Annotated in this window: 20 protein-coding genes; 8 read left to right on the top strand and 12 right to left on the bottom strand. The window is 44.1% G+C overall.

Features of this window, described 5'->3' with window-relative positions; genetic code table 11:
• Positions 1-7 precede the first annotated feature (7 nt).
• The 6 genes from THEBA_RS04190 to speE all read right to left on the bottom strand — a co-directional run bounded on the left by THEBA_RS04190 (position 8) and on the right by speE (position 7,499).
• Positions 8-1,336, bottom strand: coding sequence for a carbohydrate ABC transporter permease (locus THEBA_RS04190; protein WP_006492517.1), 1,329 nt, complete (start codon positions 1,334-1,336; stop codon positions 8-10).
• Between the two features lies 1 nt (position 1,337).
• Complete coding sequence (folP, locus tag THEBA_RS04185) at positions 1,338-2,183, bottom strand: dihydropteroate synthase (RefSeq protein WP_014730577.1); 846 nt, start codon at positions 2,181-2,183, stop codon at positions 1,338-1,340.
• A complete protein-coding gene (locus tag THEBA_RS04180; RefSeq protein ID WP_006492515.1) occupies positions 2,180-3,763 on the bottom strand; it encodes a CTP synthase in 1,584 nt (527 codons plus the stop codon). Before THEBA_RS04180 ends, folP begins: the two co-directional genes overlap by 4 nt.
• A gap of 16 nt (positions 3,764-3,779) precedes the next feature.
• Positions 3,780-4,631 (bottom strand): deoxyribonuclease IV, encoded by an 852-nt coding sequence (locus tag THEBA_RS04175; RefSeq protein ID WP_041928413.1) that lies wholly within the window; start codon positions 4,629-4,631, stop codon positions 3,780-3,782.
• A gap of 13 nt (positions 4,632-4,644) precedes the next feature.
• Positions 4,645-6,456: a translation elongation factor 4 gene (gene lepA / locus THEBA_RS04170; RefSeq protein WP_006492511.1), complete on the bottom strand. Its 1,812-nt coding sequence runs from the start codon at positions 6,454-6,456 to the stop codon at positions 4,645-4,647.
• Positions 6,457-6,623: 167 nt separating this feature from the next.
• Positions 6,624-7,499: a polyamine aminopropyltransferase gene (speE, locus tag THEBA_RS04165; RefSeq protein ID WP_006492510.1), complete on the bottom strand. Its 876-nt coding sequence runs from the start codon at positions 7,497-7,499 to the stop codon at positions 6,624-6,626.
• 274 nt (positions 7,500-7,773) lie between these two features.
• Between speE and mreB the strand changes: the two genes are divergently transcribed.
• Genes mreB through THEBA_RS04145 form a run of 4 tightly spaced genes read left to right on the top strand, consistent with a single transcriptional unit; the run spans position 7,774 to position 11,582 of the window.
• On the top strand, positions 7,774-8,793 hold the full coding sequence (gene mreB / locus THEBA_RS04160) for a rod shape-determining protein (protein WP_006492509.1): 1,020 nt from the start codon (positions 7,774-7,776) through the stop codon (positions 8,791-8,793).
• Between the two features lie 14 nt (positions 8,794-8,807).
• On the top strand, positions 8,808-9,506 hold the full coding sequence (locus THEBA_RS04155) for a hypothetical protein (RefSeq protein WP_014730575.1): 699 nt from the start codon (positions 8,808-8,810) through the stop codon (positions 9,504-9,506).
• Complete coding sequence (locus THEBA_RS04150) at positions 9,503-9,883, top strand: hypothetical protein (protein ID WP_006492507.1); 381 nt, start codon at positions 9,503-9,505, stop codon at positions 9,881-9,883. Before THEBA_RS04155 ends, THEBA_RS04150 begins: the two co-directional genes overlap by 4 nt.
• Complete coding sequence (locus tag THEBA_RS04145; RefSeq protein WP_014730574.1) at positions 9,873-11,582, top strand: penicillin-binding transpeptidase domain-containing protein; 1,710 nt, start codon at positions 9,873-9,875, stop codon at positions 11,580-11,582. The genes THEBA_RS04150 and THEBA_RS04145 overlap by 11 nt, the downstream gene beginning before the upstream one ends.
• Here the strand turns inward: THEBA_RS04145 and THEBA_RS04140 are convergent.
• The 6 genes from THEBA_RS04140 to THEBA_RS04115 are packed head-to-tail and all read right to left on the bottom strand — an operon-like array spanning position 11,537 to position 17,117.
• Positions 11,537-12,166 (bottom strand): IMPACT family protein, encoded by a 630-nt coding sequence (locus THEBA_RS04140; protein WP_014730573.1) that lies wholly within the window; start codon positions 12,164-12,166, stop codon positions 11,537-11,539. The two genes, THEBA_RS04145 and THEBA_RS04140, sit on opposite strands and share 46 nt — an antisense overlap.
• Positions 12,166-13,023 (bottom strand): protease modulator HflC, encoded by an 858-nt coding sequence (hflC, locus tag THEBA_RS04135; RefSeq protein WP_014730572.1) that lies wholly within the window; start codon positions 13,021-13,023, stop codon positions 12,166-12,168. The genes THEBA_RS04140 and hflC overlap by 1 nt, the downstream gene beginning before the upstream one ends.
• The gene (gene hflK / locus THEBA_RS04130) at positions 13,023-14,000 is read right to left on the bottom strand and encodes an FtsH protease activity modulator HflK (RefSeq protein WP_014730571.1); all 978 of its coding nucleotides are present in this window, start codon (positions 13,998-14,000) and stop codon (positions 13,023-13,025) included. The genes hflC and hflK overlap by 1 nt, the downstream gene beginning before the upstream one ends.
• Positions 14,000-14,917 (bottom strand): UDP-N-acetylmuramate dehydrogenase, encoded by a 918-nt coding sequence (gene murB / locus THEBA_RS04125; RefSeq protein WP_014730570.1) that lies wholly within the window; start codon positions 14,915-14,917, stop codon positions 14,000-14,002. The genes hflK and murB overlap by 1 nt, the downstream gene beginning before the upstream one ends.
• Positions 14,899-15,516: a HEAT repeat domain-containing protein gene (locus THEBA_RS04120; RefSeq protein WP_014730569.1), complete on the bottom strand. Its 618-nt coding sequence runs from the start codon at positions 15,514-15,516 to the stop codon at positions 14,899-14,901. Before THEBA_RS04120 ends, murB begins: the two co-directional genes overlap by 19 nt.
• Before the next feature lie 11 nt (positions 15,517-15,527).
• Positions 15,528-17,117, bottom strand: a complete 1,590-nt coding sequence (locus THEBA_RS04115; protein WP_014730568.1) for a DNA repair protein RecN — start codon at positions 17,115-17,117, stop codon at positions 15,528-15,530.
• Positions 17,118-17,314: 197 nt separating this feature from the next.
• Between THEBA_RS04115 and rpmH the strand changes: the two genes are divergently transcribed.
• The 4 genes from rpmH to yidC are packed head-to-tail and all read left to right on the top strand — an operon-like array spanning position 17,315 to position 19,404.
• Positions 17,315-17,449, top strand: coding sequence for a 50S ribosomal protein L34 (gene rpmH, locus THEBA_RS04110; protein WP_014730567.1), 135 nt, complete (start codon positions 17,315-17,317; stop codon positions 17,447-17,449).
• Entirely contained in the window at positions 17,446-17,874 is a 429-nt protein-coding gene (rnpA, locus tag THEBA_RS04105; protein ID WP_014730566.1) for a ribonuclease P protein component, read from the top strand. The genes rpmH and rnpA overlap by 4 nt, the downstream gene beginning before the upstream one ends.
• Positions 17,819-18,061: a membrane protein insertion efficiency factor YidD gene (gene yidD / locus THEBA_RS13970; protein WP_014730565.1), complete on the top strand. Its 243-nt coding sequence runs from the start codon at positions 17,819-17,821 to the stop codon at positions 18,059-18,061. The genes rnpA and yidD overlap by 56 nt, the downstream gene beginning before the upstream one ends.
• A complete protein-coding gene (gene yidC, locus THEBA_RS04100) occupies positions 18,058-19,404 on the top strand; it encodes a YidC/Oxa1 family membrane protein insertase (RefSeq protein WP_014730564.1) in 1,347 nt (448 codons plus the stop codon). Before yidD ends, yidC begins: the two co-directional genes overlap by 4 nt.
• Positions 19,405-19,411: the final 7 nt, after the last annotated feature.

Genomic DNA, 19,411 nt, shown 5'->3' with positions numbered 1-19,411 from the left:
GAACACCTCAACCTTCGTAGTGAACGCGCTTCTTACCCACATTTAGCTGCACCATTGTCAAGACCAGAATAATCATAAAGAGCACATATGCTGCCGCGCTCGCTACTCCCATTCTCTGCTGATTGTAGAATGCATCAAATACGTAGTATACAAGGGTCAATCCGCTTTTATTGACCGGCCCAGGTAGCCCCTGGTAAAGAATAAAGATCTGAGAGAATACCTTGAACGAACCTATCATCGTGATTATCATTATGAAGAAAGTGGTGCCCGAGAGGAGCGGCCAGGTAATGAACTTGAATTTCTGCCACCCGCTTGCGCCATCAACATCGGCGGCCTCGTAATAGGACTTATCGATGTTTTGAAGACCGGCAAGAAAGATCACGGTAGTGTATCCAACATGCTGCCATACAGAGACTATAGCTATCGTTGGAATTGTCCAAACTTCATCTTTTAGCCAGGCAATTCTCGGCAGGTTGAAGATTGAAAGAATGTAGTTGAGCAATCCAAACTGGTCGTTGAACATCCACTGCCACACAAGTGAAACGGCAACAACAGATGTAACAAAAGGGATGAAATAAGCAGTCCTGAAAAGGGATCTCAGCTTAATGTTCTTGTTTAAAAGCATAGCAATAATCAGAGCCAGGGCTATCTGAGTTGGAACTGACAGCAGAACATAATAGACCGTATTGTAGATAGACTTAAGAAAGTCCGAGCTTTCTTTTGCCAGAGTGAAATACTGAACAAAGTCAGCGCTCTGAGTGAGGATCTGGTAAGCAAAAACGTAATAGACGACAATAAACAGGATAAGGGTTGACCACTGGCTTGATTTCATCCTTCTGCTCTGAATGCTACTCTTCCTGCGAAGAAGTACATAGAGTCCAAAACCCATCAAGCCCAACCCTGCAAACAGCCCGATAGTTGTGAGACCGATACTGGTATTACGCAAAAGAACATATCCGGAAAGCAAAGCAATGAAAATAACATATAAAAACGAATGACTCTTGTCTGTCTTATCATACTTACTCATAAGTCCAAGAAGATAGTAGATTAGTTGAACTACTACAAGGACGATAACAACATAAACGACAGTGTTCATTAGCGAGTTCACAAAACTTAGGGAAACGGGATAGGTTAGCCTGAAGAGCTCTTTGTAATTGTCAAAACCTATGAAATAACGAGTGGTCGATGTGTAGTCCCATTTAAAGAAACTAAGAACAAGCGAGAAACCGATTGGCCAGAAGACAAACACTCCCAGAATTATGATCGAAGGCAGCAGAAAAAGATACGCCTTCCAGGTTTCCTTCCAGTATTTCTTTGAGCGTCTACTATAAGGCAAATCACTCCCCCCAATACTCTCCGCTTGGGTTCAATGTCTTAAGTATACCAAAGATTCGACCGTGCTCCTGTACATCATGAACGCGAATTATGTTTACCTTTTTACGGTATAAGTATGTTGAAATGCTAATAGTTTCTTCCAATCTCTCTTCAACCGGTGTTCCAGTAATCTTCGATATGAAGCTTTTTCTGGAATGCCCTACAAGAACAGGGAAACCCATCTTCTTAAACTTCTCTATGTTTTTCAAAATCTCAATACTTTGTTCAGCGGACTTGGCGAAACCTATCCCGGGATCAAGTATTATCCTGTCAGGATCTACTCCGAAATCGATTGCCCGCCTGGCCCTTTCAAATAGCCAGGATGAAACTTCTCCAACTACGTCTCGGTAATCTGTCATTCGACTCATGGTAGAAGGATCGCCTCTCATGTGCATAATAACAACAGCTGCATGGTTTTCAGAGACTGCCTCTATCATCTTCATCGACCTGAGCCCGGTGATATCGTTGATCATGTCAGCCCCTTCAGAAAGTGCAGCACTCGCAGTCTCACTGTTATAAGTGTCTACTGAGATCACTGCATCAGGTCTTTTGCTTCGCAGTTGCTTTATTAAAGGTAGAACCCTTGCGATTTCCTCTTTTGACTCTACCTTTTCAGCTCCCGGTCTTGAGGATTCTCCACCTATGTCTATTATTGCTGCACCATTTTCGAGCATTTCGAGAGCTTTATCCAGAGCAACCGGTATGTCAAGGAATCTGCTTCCCGGAAAAAAGGAGTCGGGGGTAATGTTGAGTATTCCCATTATTCGCGGTTCCGAAAGATCTAGCACTCTCCCGTTTTCGAATGTCACTGTTGAATCCTTCTCTTCTCTCTTACTCTCGTCAGGAAGAGTTCAAATATCGGATTGGGCCTACCCACCTTCGACCTGAATTCAGGATGATATTGAATACCGACGAAGAATCTCTTTTCAGGAAGTTCTATCGCCTCGACGAATGTCGCTCTAGAGGATATTCTCAGTTTACTTTCATCCGTTTCTTCTGGCGTCCTAAAAAGATCGGGAAAACGCTCGAGGTTGACCTCATATCTGTGCCTGTGTCTTTCATAGACAAGACGCTCGTTATACGCCTCGTAAAGAGTTGTACCTTCTTCTATTGGAGTCTCCTGAGCGCCAAGTCTCATCGTACCGCCAAGTTTCAATATTGCTTTCTGCTCTTCCATTAGATCGATGACTGGATATGGAGTAGAAGGATCGAACTCCGTCGAGTTTGCATTCTCTAACTTGCAAACGTTCCTTGCGAACTCGATAACCATAAGCTGCATTCCCAAACAAATACCGAGAATCGGGATGTCCTCTTCTCTGGCCGCCTTTATCACGGCAATCTTTCCTTCAATACCTCGTTTGCCAAAACCGCCGGGTATGATTATTCCGTCGTATTTGCGAAGCTCGGCCTTTATCTGTGCATCCGTCATATCCTCAAAGCACTGTGAATCAATGACTTCCGGCTTGCTTGCTCCGCAGAGAGTAATGCTTTCAGAAATGCTCTTGTAAGCATCGTCTGTCCCAAGGTACTTGCCCACTATTGCTACCCTGGTTGGAGCAAACGATTTGGGATAGTTCCATTCGAACCGTTCTTCGATTTCAATGTTTAACCAGGATGCGATCTTTCTGTGAATCCCATGGGAGTAAACAATTCTGGGAACATCATACACGTTTTCTGAATCGGGTAGGTTGTAAACCATCTGCCTTTCTACTCCGCCAAAAAGGGCAATCTTTCCGAGTTCGTTTTCTTCAATTGGAAGCTCTGATCTAACAACAATCATTTGAGGCTGAATTCCAATTCTTCTTAGGAGTTGAACTGACTGCTGTGTTGGTTTAGTCTTAAACTCGTTCGTGACACGCAGATAGGGAACATAGGTTACATGTATGAAGAGGAAGTTCTCCGGCCCCTCCTCGACCCACAGTTCTCGTACCGCTTCAAGGAATATCTCTCCTTCAATGTCGCCAACAGTACCTCCAATTTCTATCATTATGAGATCACCCGGCACTTTTCTGATTCTAGACTTGATCTCATCAGTTACATGTGGAACCATCTGAACGGTGGCTCCTAAAAAGTCACCTTTCCTCTCTTTGTCGATTATTGATTTGAAGACCTGCCCCGCCGTCATGTTGTTCTCTCTTCTCATGTTCTTGCCAAGAAATCTCTCATAGTGGCCGAGATCAAGATCCGCTTCATAACCGTCTTCGGTAACGAAAACCTCACCATGCTGGTTTGGATTCATCGTACCTGCATCGAGGTTCAAATACGGGTCTATCTTCAGAGTATTCACCTCTACTCCGCACTCCTTCATAACTCTAGCAATTGAGGCGGAAAGGATCCCCTTACCGATGCCACTGATTACGCCTCCTGTTACCACAACATACTTTTTCATCGATTGCTTTCCTCCGCTATCCAATAAGCTCCCTCACATACTTAATTTCTAAAGCATGATCTGCATCGTCTCCAGGCGTCTCAAGAAGCCACGGGATTTCCTGTATCTTTTCGTTTGAAAGAAACTCCTTGAATCCGCCATTCATACCTATGTAACCCTTCCCAATCATTTCATGACGGTCCTTGCCAGCTCCGAGCGGATATTTGCTGTCGTTGAGATGTATCATCTTCAGCTTTTCGTAGCCCACCGTCGAATCGATTTTGTCAATAAGCTTCAAGGTTCCCTCTAAGTCCCTTATGTCGAACCCCGAGTCAAACCCGTGACAGGTATCATATGTTATCCCAATCCTTTCAGGCTGAATAGAACCATCAATTATCGCTGCAAGCTCCTCAAAACTGCTGCCAATGTGATTGCCTTTTGCAGAAACGTTTTCCAGAAGAAGCATCACATCGTTGTCCCGATTCTCACCTAGAACGATTTCCACTCCTTTAAGAATCCTTTCTAGTCCTTCACTAAGACCTTCGCCCAGGTGACTTCCGGGATGGAAATTCAAATACTTCAAACCCAAAGTAGCTGTGATTTTCATCTCGAGAGAGAGAAGGTTCACAGACTTCTCCCATACCTCGTCATTAGGAGAAGCAATGTTCACGAGATAACCTGAATGAACCATACAATCGAAAGGATCTAGAGCTTTGTCTTTCATTTCAGATATGAAACTTGCTGACATTTCACTCTTAGGAAGAGAGGCTTTCCACATCCTTGGACTGTGAGGAAAGATCTGAAAAGTGTTTCCGCCGATTCCTACAGTGTCCCCGGGAACTTTATCGAACCCTTTAGAAATGGACATATGTGCCCCAAGTCTTATCAACATTCTCACCTCGTCATTCTTCTTCACCGATTCTCAGAATCGCCAGGAAGGCATTCTGTGGAATGGTTACCTGACCGATTTCTCTCATTCTCTTCTTTCCTTCTTTCTGCTTCTCAAGGAGCTTCATCTTCCTTGTGACATCTCCTCCATAGCATTTGGCCAAAACATCTTTTCGTAATGCCTTTATATCGCTTCTAGCAATTATTCTACCTCTTGATTTCGCCTGTATCGGAATCTGAAATTGATGCTGCGGTATTAGCTCGCTCAACTTGTCGACTACCTTTTTTGCTACAGAATATTCCTTGTCTACATGAACTATGAATGAAAGCGAATCTACAGTCTCCTTATTGACGAGGATTGTCACTTTCACCAAATCCGACTCACGATAGCCAAGAATTTCATAATCCATTGATGCGTAACCTCTCGAAATTGCCTTCATCCTATCGAAGAAGTCAAACATTATCTCCGACAACGGAGCCTCAAAACGCAGAACAACCCGATTCTTTCCAGCGTTTTCCACCGCTTTGAAGTCGCCTCTCTTTTCGGAAGTTATGAACCCTATTAGGTTGCCCATATATTCCGAAGGCGTGATTATAGATAGGTCGACAAACGGTTCTTCAACTCTCAGGAACTCACCAGGCTCTGGAAAGCTAGCGGGATTAGTTATTTCTGCAACTTCACCATTCTGTAAAGTGACCCGATAAACAACATTAGGGGCGGTAAGAATACAGGCTATTTCGAATTCTCTTTCGAGCCTCTCTCTAACAACATCCATATGAAGTAGGCCAAGGAACCCCACCCTGAAGCCAAAACCCAAAGCGGGAGAGTTCTCCGGTTCAAAAACGAGCGAGGCATCGTTAAGTTTGAACTTATCCAGCGCCTTTCTCAGTTCGTCGTAGTACTCGGGCATTCCAGGAAACATCCCGGCGTAGACCATAGGTTTCGCCTCTTTGTAACCAGGAAGGGCAGTATCAGTAGGATTATTGGCAGAAGTAACGGTATCTCCTATCTTGGCACTCGATACGTCTTTTATTACGGCAATGATATAACCAACCTCACCTGCATCCAGAGAATCGGTGATTTCCATCTGAGGAAGGAAGTATCCTACTTCGACTACTTCAAAGATTTCACCGGAAGCCATCATCTGAATTCTGTCCCCCGCTTTGACACTACCTTCAAAGATTCTTACGTGAATAACTACGCCTCTATACTTATCGTAAATCGCATCGAAAATCAATGCCTTTAATGGTGCTTCTAGCATTCCCGACGGGGGTGAGACTCTCTTGACAACTGCTTCCAGAATCTCCTTAACCCCCTGACCAGTCTTTGCACTCGCCTGAAGGCAGTCTTCAGGAGAATAGCCTATAAGATCGACAATTTCCGCAAGTGTTTCCTCGATATTTGCATTTGGAATATCTATCTTGTTCAGTACAGGTATCAACTCAAGATCATTCTCGATTGCTAGATATGTGTTGCCAACCGTTTGAGCTTCAACACCCTGAGAAGCGTCAACAAGCAAAATCGCTCCCTCACAGGCAGCCAAGCTCCTGGAAACCTCATAGTTGAAGTCAACATGACCAGGCGTATCAATAATGTTGATCTCGTATGTAATCCCATCATCAGCAAGGTAATTCAGCTTCACGGGCTTAGACTTTATGGTAATTCCCCTTTCTCTCTCAATATCCATGGAATCCATGAACTGATCCTTTTTGTTTCGTCTGTCCACAGTATCGGTGATATCTAAGAATCTGTCGACGAGAGTCGTCTTCCCGTGATCAATGTGAGCAATTATAGATATGTTCCTAATACGATCTCTCTTATACATTAAAACTCCCTCCTGCCGATCAAGGATGATTCTATCACGGCACGGGTAAACCAGGTTAAATTCAACAAAAGAAGGGAGAACAACTCCAGCAAAATACTGGAGGTCATTCTCTCAACTATAAAAATCCTATTCACAATACATCAAATGTAAAGCTTCGCTGCCGTATATCAAAACTGACCGGTCAGCTCTTTAAGGAACGTAGGAAGAGCAAACGAGGCCCTGTGTATTTCAGTATTATAGTATCTAAGGGGCGCTCCAAAATCAAGAACCCTTTCTTCATCGTAATCCTCGAGTGGATCCAGTTCTTTAGATCCAATTGTATAAGTCCACATACCAGAGGGATAAGTCGTCATGAAACCGGTGTACATCTTTGAAATGGGAAATACAGAGGAAATCCTATTATAAGCAATCGCAACCCACCCCTTATCATAGAAAGGGTCTTCAGTTTCCGCACAGAATATTCCGTCCTTTCTTAGAGCTTTGTAGCAATTTGAATAGAACTCCTTGGTAAAGAGATGCCCTCCTTCGCCTGCCGTTGGGTCAGTAGAGTCCACAATTATTACATCAAAATAGTCCTTGTTCTTTCTCACAAAGTCCGCTCCATTTTCATTAAAGATAGATGCCTTAGGATTGTCTAGTTCCACCGACATTTCCTTCAGATGGAGCTTAGCCGCATCGATTACATATGGATCTACTTCACATAGAATCGCTTCCTCGACAGAGGGGTGTTTGAGGACCTCTCTCAAGCTACCACCGTCGCCACCACCAATTATCAAGACCCGTTTTGGGTTCGGATGTGTAAAAAGCGGAACATGGACTAACATTTCATGATACATAAATTCATCGGCTTCAGTAAACATTGTTATCCCATCTAGCACAAGAACCATTCCAAACTCAGGGTGTTCGAAAATATCTATTCTCTGAAAAGGACTCTGGAATGAATACACGAGCTGCTTCATCTTCATGAAGAGTCCTGCATTTCCTCCTGTGTAGTATTCCATGTACATGAGATGGTTCAACGTTCTTAACTCTCTATCTTCCATGTCTTCACCTCCGTGTTTTCATCACAATCATCTCATCGAACTTCATCAAAAAAAATAGTTCATCTAGCTCTAGAATAGTGAAAAATTGGCCCTTACTTTGTCATTGGCGAGGCCACATGGATTCTATCACTTTGATTAAGGCATAGTCAAACTTGTATAATACCTTCTCCAGAAGGTTATTGAACAATGACGTGGAATTTCACACGCTTCGTCATTCGGCCTCATCCTGATGGTAGAATTGAGAATAAAGACTTTCCCGACAGGAGGCCTTCGAATGTTCTTAAGGCAAGACATGGGTATAGATTTGGGAACTGCCAACACTCTGGTCTATGTAAAAGGCCAAGGAGTAGTAACTAATGAACCCTCGGTTGTTGCAATCGATGTAAATTCAGGAAAGATCCTTCAAGTTGGCCTGGAAGCAAAAAGAATGGTGGGTAAAACGCCTGCCAGTATAGTTGCTACTCGCCCCTTGAAAGATGGCGTAATTGCAGATTACGACATTGCCCTCGCGATGCTGAAGTATTTTATGGGAAGAGCTATTGGCAGACGAACTTTTGTTAAACCAAGAATTGTGATTGGCGTTCCTTCCGGGGCGACCGAAGTGGAGAGAAAGGCGATTGTGGATGCCGCAATAGAAGCTGGAGCAAAGAAGGTCTTCCTAATTGAAGAACCAATGGCTAGTTCAATCGGCGCCGGCCTGAATGTGGAAGAACCTACGGGGAATATGATAGTTGATATCGGCGGAGGAACAACTGAAATTGCGGTGATTTCCCTCGGCAGCATTGTCTTGAGCCAATCTATAAGAGTTGGCGGAGACGAAATGGACGATTATATCGTTCAGTACATCAAAGAAAAGTACAGACTGATGATTGGCGAGAAAACAGCTGAACGTGTCAAAATGGAAATTGGAAATGTGGTCGAAACAGAAGAAGCCGACGGTTCCTATGCGGAAATTGTTGGTCTAGACTTGAATTCAGGTCTCCCGCGTAAGATTTCCATCTCCGGTTCAGAGATTCGAGAGGCGATTGCAGAACCGGTTTCTAGAATTGTTGAGGCAGTCAAACTCACTGTGGAAAACACACCTCCTGAGCTCATTTCCGATATCGTGCAGAGCGGTATTGTTATTGCGGGCGGAGGTTCCCTCTTAAACGGAATGCAGGAACTGATTCAAAGAGAAACTGGAATCATGGTTGTCATAGCCGATGATCCCTTGACTTGTGTGGCGAGAGGAGCTGGTCAGGTTCTGGAGAGAGTCTCCATACTTGAAAGAATTGAAAAAGGCAACTTGAGATAGAGGAGACTTCTCTAATGAAGTTTGCTGAAGTGGCGGTTGTAATCTTAATGATCTTTCTTGTCCTGTCATCGATTCTAGAAGTGACGGGTACCAACAGAAGAGCGAGTGAGTTTTTTGATGGAATGGCATTACCCCTTATAAATCTGAGAGTGGATATCGAGAACTTTTTCAGGGCGCTCTTTCAAACAAGAAGCATAGATCGTGTAATAAGAGATCTGAATAGATACGCCGATTCATTCAGTGACAAGTTTGAGTTTCCAATTCCGATGAGAGTTGCGTTTTTCAGTTTTGAAAGAAACAATACAGCCGTTATGACCACAAACAGACCGGCTTTGCCAGGAACTCCCGTTGCTTCGTTCTTTTCATCGACCATCTATGGTGTGGTTAAGAGCTCAAATGAACGCTACTTACTTGTTGCTCCGCTCACATCTCCGGGAACTAGAATTTCGGCCGCTGTTCACAGAGAGGAGACAGTTATCGAAGGCGTGGTCTATTCAGACGCGGGAAAACTGTATTTCTCAACATTTGATCCTTATTATCTAGAGGCGGGTGATCCAGTCAGAATTGCTTCGACGGTTCCAGGGTACGGATACTACAAAGCAATGAAGCTCGATCTAATAGGCGAAATCGCAGGTCGCCATGGAAGCGATTACCTGGTAAAGAATCCGAACGTATTTGGTGACTACTTTCTCTTTCTGGAGTTGCAGGAATGATTTGGCTGCTCCTGATAGTACCGGCTCTATTCTTTGATCTCGGATTCGGAGACTTGATCCCTTTATATCCCATATATCTAACGCTCCTGGTATTTCTACCGACGAGAAACGTCGCATTTGCGCTTTCACTTGCATTACTGCTTTCATGGATAGTTGGAATTGCACTTTCCGGAATCGGTATGGTAATCGCCCTTGCAATAATACTTGTTATTTCTGCAGTTGCTTTTCAGGACCGTTATCGAACACCAAGTTTTGGTGCTCTCGTTGCGGCGGCAATAGGAATCACAGGAGTCTGTTTTGCCGGTACCGGCTTCGGTGTACTCTTTCCGTTCTTCGCAACATTTCTCATATTGAGGAGGTTGAGCGTTGAAGATTAAGAGATTCGACCTCTTCTTCGTACTTTTCATTCTAACAGTGGGACTCTTCATTTATAAATTGTACGATTACCAAATTGTGAGCTCTGATAAATACGCGGCACAAGTAGAAAGCATTAGCCATCGATCGATCTCTTTGCTTCCTCAAAGAGGTATGATTTTGGATCGAAATGGAATTCCGCTTGCGTGGGATGCACCCTACTACAATATTGAAAAAAGGGTGGTGTTTCTCCCTGATGACCTGAAGAGAATGACAATTGATGCCTTCGACGACAAACAGAAAGCAGAAACACTTATAAAAAACCTTGAAATGTTTGGAAGTGTTGAGGCGAGTCTTCCAGCGGCTCTCGCAGAAAGGCTCAACGACTTCCCGGAGCTGGAAGTTTCTGAAAGAGTTATCAGATACTATCAAAACAATCCCGGTGTTGCGCACGTTGTGGGATACATAAAAGCTGACGGAGAACCGGTAATGGGAATAGAAAAGCAGTACAATGACTTGTTGAGAGGAACTCCAGGGGAGCAGTTAATAAGAGTCGATGCGCTAGGACGCCAGATAAGTCTTGAAGGTGAAAGGCCGCCTGTAGGGGGAAAAGACCTTACTATAACCATAGACTCTCAAATGTCAAAATACATTTATGAATTAATCAACGAAACCGGCAAGAGCGGTGCAGCAGTAGTGATGACAACAAGCGGAGAGATTCTTGCCCTGGTATCGGTCCCCGGCTTTGAAAACATGTCTTTCACAAAGGGAATCTCCAATAGAGATTGGGAAAGATTGAATCTCGATCCCTCCAGGCCGCTTGTCAATAGAGCGTTAACTCCTTTTACGCCAGGATCTGTGATTAAGCCGTTCATTGCAATGATAGCTTTGGCAGAAGGAAAGGATGCAACTGAACAAATAGATTGTCGAGGAAGTTTCCAGTACAAAGACAGTCAGGGCATAGTTCAAGGGGTTTACAGAGACTGGAATCTTTACGGCCATGGCATGACAGATCTGTCTAAGGCCATAACCGTTTCATGTAACGTATACTTCTATCAGCTGGGGCTTGAGTTGGGAATTGACACGATCAGCAATTATGCCGAAATATGGGACGTTTTCGAGCCAACAAACATAGATCTACCTGAGGAATCAACAGGTCTAATGCCTTGTCCCTCATGGAAACAAGAAAAACTCGAAGAAAACTGGTTTCCCGGGGATACTATTCAGATTTCAATAGGCCAGGGTTATCTAAGCATCACTCCCTTGCAGCTGGCAAAGATGACCGGTGAAATTGCTACTAAAGGCCGCGAAATACTTCCCTATATTGGTACAGAGAGAGTGAGTGACAGGGCAGTAATTGAGCTTGGTGAAAGTGACTGGAACTTGCTTACAGAGGCTTTGAGAAATGTCATAAGCAAGGGGGGTGGAGCTGCCGAGGCGGGAACCGCCTATTCGGCCTTCAGGAATTTCGAAGGAACGGCAGCCGGCAAAACTGGTACAGCGGAACAGGGAGGCTCAAAACCTACCCATTCCTGGTTTACCGGCTTCATGCCACTTGAGGAGCCCGAAATAGTGGTAACCGTCTTCGTTCATGAAGGAGGCTATGGGTCCGGACTGGCATCACAGATATCCAGGAAGATAATGGACTATTACTTGCAGGAATACATGCAGCAGAATCACTCGACCGGGCTGACAAAGCTCAGTTCTTCCCCCGATTTGTGAAAGATTCTTCTGTCTTCAAGAAACCCCATAATTCTTTCTATGTTCTTTTCCTGAACAGCAAGTGATGCAAAAACCCTTTCTGAATAGTCGACTTTTCGGACCGAATAGTCTTTATCTTCACCAAAGAGCCTGATAAAATCGTTCCACTGACTATAAGTCATTTCTACAACCAACTCTAGCCCAGGGCAGTACAGGGCCGGTTTCCCGGCCCTGAGCGCTCCTGCAGCAGTCTCTCCGTAGGCATCAATCAAACCTCTCACTCCTAGTTTTGTTCCGCCAAAATACCTGGTAACTACCACGACAACGTCCGTAAGTTCAAGACTTTCGATAGCTCCGAGAATAGGCTTACCGGCAGATCCATGAGGTTCTCCCGCATCTGAGTAATTAGCGATTTCCCTTCCCTGAAGGGAAATCCGGTATGCCCAGCAACAATGGTCGGCGTTCGCATACCTTTGAGAGAGCGACTTGATAAAGGACTTTGCTTCTTCTTCACATTCGCATCTTGCGCCGTCACCTACGAACCTGGATCTTCTGACATTGATTTCAAAGTGTCCTGGTTCAAGAAGAGACTTCTTACAGCTCATTATTCTCCTTTGGATAGTTTGTCAATGAAATCCATGGCAGGACCCAAAATGTAGTTCGCATCCTCTAGAGTGCTCTCGTAGACTTCGAGTCTCTTCATGAATTCATAGAAATCGGGGTCTCTGTTGAAGGCTTCGGCATAGATTGAAAGCGCTCGAGCATCTCCTGTTCCGATTATTATGTCTGCTTCCTTCTGGGCTTTGGCGATCGTAATCTGCGCCTCTTTATCCGCCTCGGCTCTCAACTTCTGTGCCTCTCTATTCCCTTCGGCTCTAATGAGCGAAGCCTCCTGAATTCTTTCGGACTTCATTCTCTCGAAGACGGCGTTCCTATTTTCGTCAGGCAAATCGGCTCTCTTAACGCGAACAGATATTATTTGAATTCCAAAGTCCTTCATATCATTTGCAGCGAGAGCGGTAATTTCATCAAGGACATCCGTTCTCTTTCCGGAAATGATCTCGTCGTAATCGAGTTTTCCAAATGTGTTTCGCACGTGAGAGTACACTACATCATCAATTCGTGTAAGAGCAGTCAGTTCTGATTTCATTGTCTCTATGAATTTCCTCGGATCTACTATTCTCCACAAAGCAAAAGTATCGGCCAGAATCGTCTTCTTGTCCTTCGAATATATCCTTTCGGCATCTACGTCGTATATCTGTATACGTTTGTCAAATTTTCTCACGTTGTCGATGAAAGGTGTCTTAGTATAAAGGCCGGCCTCGGTGATGGATTTCTGAATCTCGCCAAATCTCAAAACAACGGCCTGTTCAGTTTCATCGATGATGAAGAAGAAACTCGGCAGAAGTATGATCGCAATTACCACGATGATCGCAACGGAAATTATGACTTTGTATTTCATCACCTCACGCTCCCTTCAAGATCAAGGAGTTTCAGAACACTGCTCTGATCGAGCACAACTGTCTTGCTTGCTTCAGAAAGAATCTTGTTAAGGGTCTCAAGATACATTCTCGTTCTTGTTACGTCTGGAGCCTTTTCATATTCCTCGAGAATTTCGAGGAATCTTTCGGCCTCTCCTTCGGCATTTAGGATTCTCTCCTGGGCATAGCCTTCGGCGTCCTTAATTATCTGGGCAGCTTCTCCTTCGGCCTTTGGAATAATGTCGTTAGTGTATTTCTCAGCCTCGTAGATTAGCTTTTCCTTGTCCTGCTTGGCACTATTCACATCGTCGAAGGCTGTGATAACCTGCTGCGGCGGAGCGACCTCCTGAAGGAAAACATTTTTCACAATAATTCCTGTATCAAGTCTATCAAGTTCTTCCTGAACCCTCTCCGCAGTCCTTATAGAAATAGTGTCCCTCTCTGTTGTCAATATCGAGTCAATGGTGCTCGAAGCAACTTCCTCCCTGAGAACCGATTCGGTCGTGAATCTTACGATATCTCCGTCGTCAACAATAGTGAAAGCCAACTTCGCAGGATCACCCACGTAGTACTGTACAACCAGCTCGACCGAGACGATATTTCCATCTCCGGTAAGCATTAGGGACTCGTTTGCATAGGTCTGATAGGTCCCAGTTCTGATCGTCCTGAACCCAATCTCCTGTTTTCTCAAATTCGAAGTGTCGATAACGACTACACTTTCAATGGGAAAGGGCAGGTGATACCCAAGTCCTGGCCCTACGCTGTTCGTAAATTTGCCGAACCGCTTTATCAGCCCCACTTGATCGGGACCAACCAGAAAGAAGCCGCTCAAGAAATACACGGCAACGATTGCGACAATAACCAGCAATACAAAGAGGCCGGACCAGAAAAAGCTTTTCTTTGGTCCTCCGTTCCCGGTAAAATTATCTTCAGGTTCCTCGATTCTTACATCAACCATTATTCAACCTCCTTCCAAATTTCTATCTCGGTATTGAGAATAACGCCTGTGGCCCCTTCAACTTTCTTTCTAATTATCTCTACCAGAGTCAGAATGTCCTTCTGACAGGCGCCTCCTCTATTCACAATGAATCCTGCATGTTTTTCCGAAACTTCAGCTCCTCCCACTCTTAAGGACTTCAATCCCAAGCGTTCTATAGTTGAACCAACGTAGAAATCCGATTTAGGTCTCACGAAGACACTGCCGGCACTAGGGTATTCCAGTGGTTGCTTCTGAATTCTCTTTGCAAGGATTTCTTTCATCTTACTTTCGATCTCGGATCTTTCACCCCTCTTCAGCAAGAATTCAGCACCGACAACGATTCCATCTGCTGATTTGAATATGCTGTTTCTATACGAAAACCCGGCGTTCCTGGAGTCAACATCTATTACTTTACCCCTCCCGTCAAGATAAGAGACTCTAGTCACCCGATCGCCGATTTCCCCCCCAAAGGCTCCTGCGTTCATCAATACGGCACCACCAACTGAACCTGGGAGTCCCGTCAAGAACTCAATGCCCGTTAACCCTTCTGCCAAACAATGCCAGATGAGAGAGTTGATACTCGTTCCCGCCTGAACAAAAACCTTGTCCCCATCGCTTCTGAGTAAATTCAGATTCCTAGTCGAAACAACAACACCCTCATATTTATCAGGGCAGATCACATTTGAACCGCCTCCGATGACTTTGTACGGAAGTTTTTCCCGCTTCAACAAGGATAGGATCTCGCTCAGAGACTCTACAGAATACGGTGAAACGAATACTCTGGCTGGACCACCAATCCTTATTGTCGTGTGCCATTCAAGCGGCTCTTCGAGCCTTACATCCGCTCCAGCCAAATAGAGTGAATTAAAGTAATCAGTTAGATTTCTTTCTGCCATTGATAAAGCCTTTCAGCAATTTCCTTACCATTATGAAGGCTCAGGAGATAGTTTTTCAGTTCATGTCTTCTGGCAAGTATCGAATGGATCCCCTCCAGCGCAAAGGCTTTTGCAGATTTATCGGCCAACTTGTTTCCATAAAATCCTGCGAGAGCCTTAACGGCAACCGAAGAATCGGTGTTGCTCAGTGCCATGATTAGTTGATCTTGCAGTTCAGCGTCATAGTTTTCCTCAAGCATCAGGGCCAAAACATCTACCACTTTCTCGCCTTCCCCCAATCGAGCAAGAGCTTCGTAGATTACTATCTGTGATCTTTCATCACTGTACTTACTCAGAAGCTCGTAAAGATGTGTCACGGCTCTTATATCACCGATCTCCCCTGCCAAATCTGCTAGATAAAGTCTTGATACGGGGTCGATATCCTCTGATCTCATCTTTTCGATAAGAAAAGGAACCACGTCCTTACCCATTTGAATTAAAGCATCAAAACATATTTGGGCTGTCTCGCTGTCTTCGCTAACCAGCAGACTGAGAAGCACTGGAGCGGCCTCCACTCCTTTTTCTTCGACAATCCTGTTTATCAATTCTTCTCTTTCCATTACTCATACTCCTAATCTGGAATTTGACCACTCATTTCTTCGATTTCCCGTTCCTTGGAGCTGCCATGAAGCTCCTCGATAATGGAAATCGTTTCGTTATGGACTTGCTGCTTTCTAACAACAAAATGCCGATCTGAACTCAATGCGATTTGCGGAAGATGAGTTATTACAATAGTCTGAATCTCCCTTGAGATTTCCTCTAATTTCCCTGACACCACTGTTCCAAGTCGTTGACCAACTCCAGAGTCTACTTCATCAAAGACTATTGTTTTGAGATCGAGCTGATTCTTTAAGGCGGATTCAAGAGCCAATAAGAACCTGGAAAGCTCACCTCCCGACGCAACACTACCAATCTCCATTAAATCCATACCGGGATTTGTCTTAACAACCATCGTGACTTTGGATGTCCCGTAGCTTCTGGGCATTAATTCAGGCTCTAGATGAAACCTCAACTCCGCTCCCTTCATTCTGAGGTCCTCAAGGTGTACCCTGATCTGCTCCTCGATCTCTTTTGCTCTAACCAACCTTTTCTGATCAAGGATTCTTCCCGTTTCCTTCAAAGACGAGAGAAGCTCTTCTTCGTTCTTCTTCAAGCGTTCCTTTCTACCTTCCAGCTCCTTAAGAGTTCCTAGCTCTTTCTTGAACTCCTCTAGTCTCACAAGTATCTTTTCAACAGAGTCTCCGTATTTCCTCTTCAGACCCTGGATAATGGTAATACGACTTTCAATTGCATTGAATTCCTCATCATCGATCTCAAGAGTGCTTCTCTCTTCCTCAATCTTAGTGTAAAGCGAATCGAGTTCTTCTAGAGCAATCTGAAGGTTATCCAGCCAGTCCTTGTAACCAAAGTTCCTTATTTTTTCGACAGTTGCTCGCGCGTCATTGAGAGAATTATAAATTGATAGTTCGCCATCCTTAAGAAGATCAGTGAGTTCTTGAAATGTCTCAAGTAGCATCTGGGCGTTTCTGTATCTCGTATATTTCATTTCAATGGCTTCGTCTTCATGAGGTTGAAGATCTGCCTGTTCAATCTCCCTGATCTGGAACTCCAGAAAGTCCTTTTCCCTTTCAATCTGAGAAGGATCTACAATAAAGGAATCCAGTTCGCGTCTTACTTTGATGTACTCTGCATACAGCTCTGAATAACGGGTAAGGATTGTGTCTCCTCCAAGCGCGTGATCCAGAATTATATGGTGTTTGGATTCGTCCAACAGGCTTATACTACTATGCTGAGAATGAATCTCGACTCTGTCACGAAAAGCTGACTGAACAATTTGTTTCGGTACCATTTTTCCATTCATCCTGTATATGGTTCGCTGTCCTGTGAAGCTTACACTTACAAGAAGCTGATCACCATTGATCTCTACTCCCATGTCTGCCAGTTTAGAAAGCAATGAACCATCAACCGCAAAGTTACCTTCAACACTTCCCGAGCCGTCATTATCCCATAGCGGGGGAAAGCCCAACACCGCCCATAGGGCCTTAAGGAAGACAGTCTTTCCAGCCCCCGATTCACCGGTTATGGCATTCATACCGCCTGAGAACTCAACATAGAAATCCTTAAAAGTCAGAAAGTCTTTCCCTGCCAGCGAAAGCAGCATATCTCCCTCCATCAACAGCAAAAAAGGTAGCTTTCATCTATCCAGTCTCTCAATCCATTATACTATTGATCAGCAGCTGCATAAGAAATTCTTTCGGGAACGCTTGTAGTTAATTTCACATCCTTTTATCGCCTTGACAGTGAAGGTTGCACTCCGTATAATGTTCACTGTGATGCATTTACTGGAGGTTATTAATCATGAAAAGAACATACCAACCATCAAGAGTCAAAAGAAACAGAACACACGGCTTTCTTGTGCGGTCCCGCACAGTCGGAGGCCGAAGAGTGCTGGCAAGTAGAAGAAGAAAGGGAAGAAAGAGACTTTCTGTGTGAACCTCAGAGATCAGTCCCTTAGTAAAAACGAAAGGCTAAGACGAAAGGCAGACTTCGACAGAGTCTTCAAAAAGGGAAAATCAATTGTTGACCCTTTTTTTGTTGTATTGTATGTTAAGAATGGTCTGCCTTTTTCTCGTATAGGGATATCTATAAGACGGAAATTTGGAAAGGCTCACCTGAGAAACCGCCTCAGAAGATTGGTTAAAGAGGTTTACCGAACTAATAAACAAGTCTTTCCCGAAGGGTATGATATACTTTTCATTGCAAGAAAGGATCTATCCGACCTGTTTAAGAAGAGAAAAGTTGGATATTTTGATATTGTACAGATCATTAAACGAATCGCTGAGAAAATTGGAGAAACGTCCGATGAAAAAGATACTACTGTTTCTGATAGATTTCTACAGAAAAAAGATCTCCCCTAGAACCCGCCCAAGATGCAGGTTTTCTCCCACTTGTTCAACATACACATATGAGGCAATAGAGAGATTTGGAGCTCTGAAAGGGCTAATTCTAGGCATCTGGAGAATAATCAGATGCAATTCCTTCAATCCAGGGGGGTTCGACGAAGTACCAGATCATTTCACGCTATTGAGGAGGCACGAAAAATGAAAAGAGCGATAATTCTGACTTTGATCTTCGTGACATTATTCACGCTCTCGGTATCGGGCAAGGAACTTACCACTCAGGAAGGTACCAGTACGCTCATAGTTTCAGGTAAAACTCTAAAGGTAACTCTGGACACCAAAAATGGCTTGGTATTAGGAGTAACAAGTTACGCCGATAATAAGACGGTTGAGTTTTATGTGTACAATGAAAGCCTTGGAAAAGATGGATTCAACGTTTTTGACGTAGAGGGTACCGAGCTTCTGCCTACCTCCTTTTCATACGACAAAGATGAAGAAGGCAATGTAATAGTTAGCTTCAACTATGAACAAGGTAGCAAGTCGTTTATTATCCTGAACAGTCCTTACTATGATTTCAGAGTTGAACTGAATTTCAATCAGAAGATTGAGGTCGCTCTGCCTTTTATTTCTTACCAGAATCAGACGATAGGACCCGACTCCTCATACTATTTGACATATGATAAGTTCAGCGGTCAGAAGACGCTCTTCGCAATTACTGCAATGCAAGGAACATTCAAATTCCAGAGATACGAATCTGAAACCGGTAGGGGAATTCTTGAATCTTTTGCTGGCCCTATGAGGTTGATCCACATGAGACAAGCTCTTCCGGAGCATTATGATGCTATTGTGAAGGACTTGCAAGACTTTGGAGGAGTTACCTTCTTTTCCTGGATCTATCATGGAATAGTTTACTTCCTGTTCTGGCTATATCAGTGGTCTGGAAACTTCGGTTGGGCACTGATTCTCTTCACAATTGTTACCCGATTCATCCTCTACCCCTTATATCACATTCAAACTAAGTCAATGCTAATGATGAGGATGCTTCAACCCGAAGTAGAGAAGATCAAGAAAAAGTATAAGGACCCCAGAAAGCAACAGGAGGCAATGATGGCTCTGTATAAGGAGAAGGGATACAATCCCGCTTCCGGATGTCTTCCAATACTCCTTCAGCTGCCAGTACTGATACTTCTATACAATGCCATTCGATACTTCAGCGAAGTAATGGCATATACGCCTGGTTTTCTTATTTGGAAGGATCTTTCAGTAGGTAACTTCGTACTGAACATACCGTTCATAATAATCACGGTAGTTGTAGGAATCTTCAGTTCATTGCTCACAGCTCAGGACGCAAGATCTGCGAGATCGGGAGTAATCATGCAAGTAATCTTTCCGATCCTTTTCGCCACATTCCCATCTGGATTGCTGCTTTACTGGACAACCCAGAGTGTCCTTCAGTTCTTCATAAGCTGGGTAGTATACAAGCGCAACGGCATAAAGGGGCTGACTTTAAGACAGATGCTAGGTTTACAGGAAAAACCTGTGAAGTAGATTTAGA

This window comes from Mesotoga prima MesG1.Ag.4.2, from assembly GCF_000147715.2.
Taxonomy (GTDB): Bacteria; Thermotogota; Thermotogae; order Petrotogales; family Kosmotogaceae; genus Mesotoga; species Mesotoga prima.
Note: the sequence above shows the minus strand (reverse complement) of the source record. Positions and strands in the feature narration are given on the sequence as shown.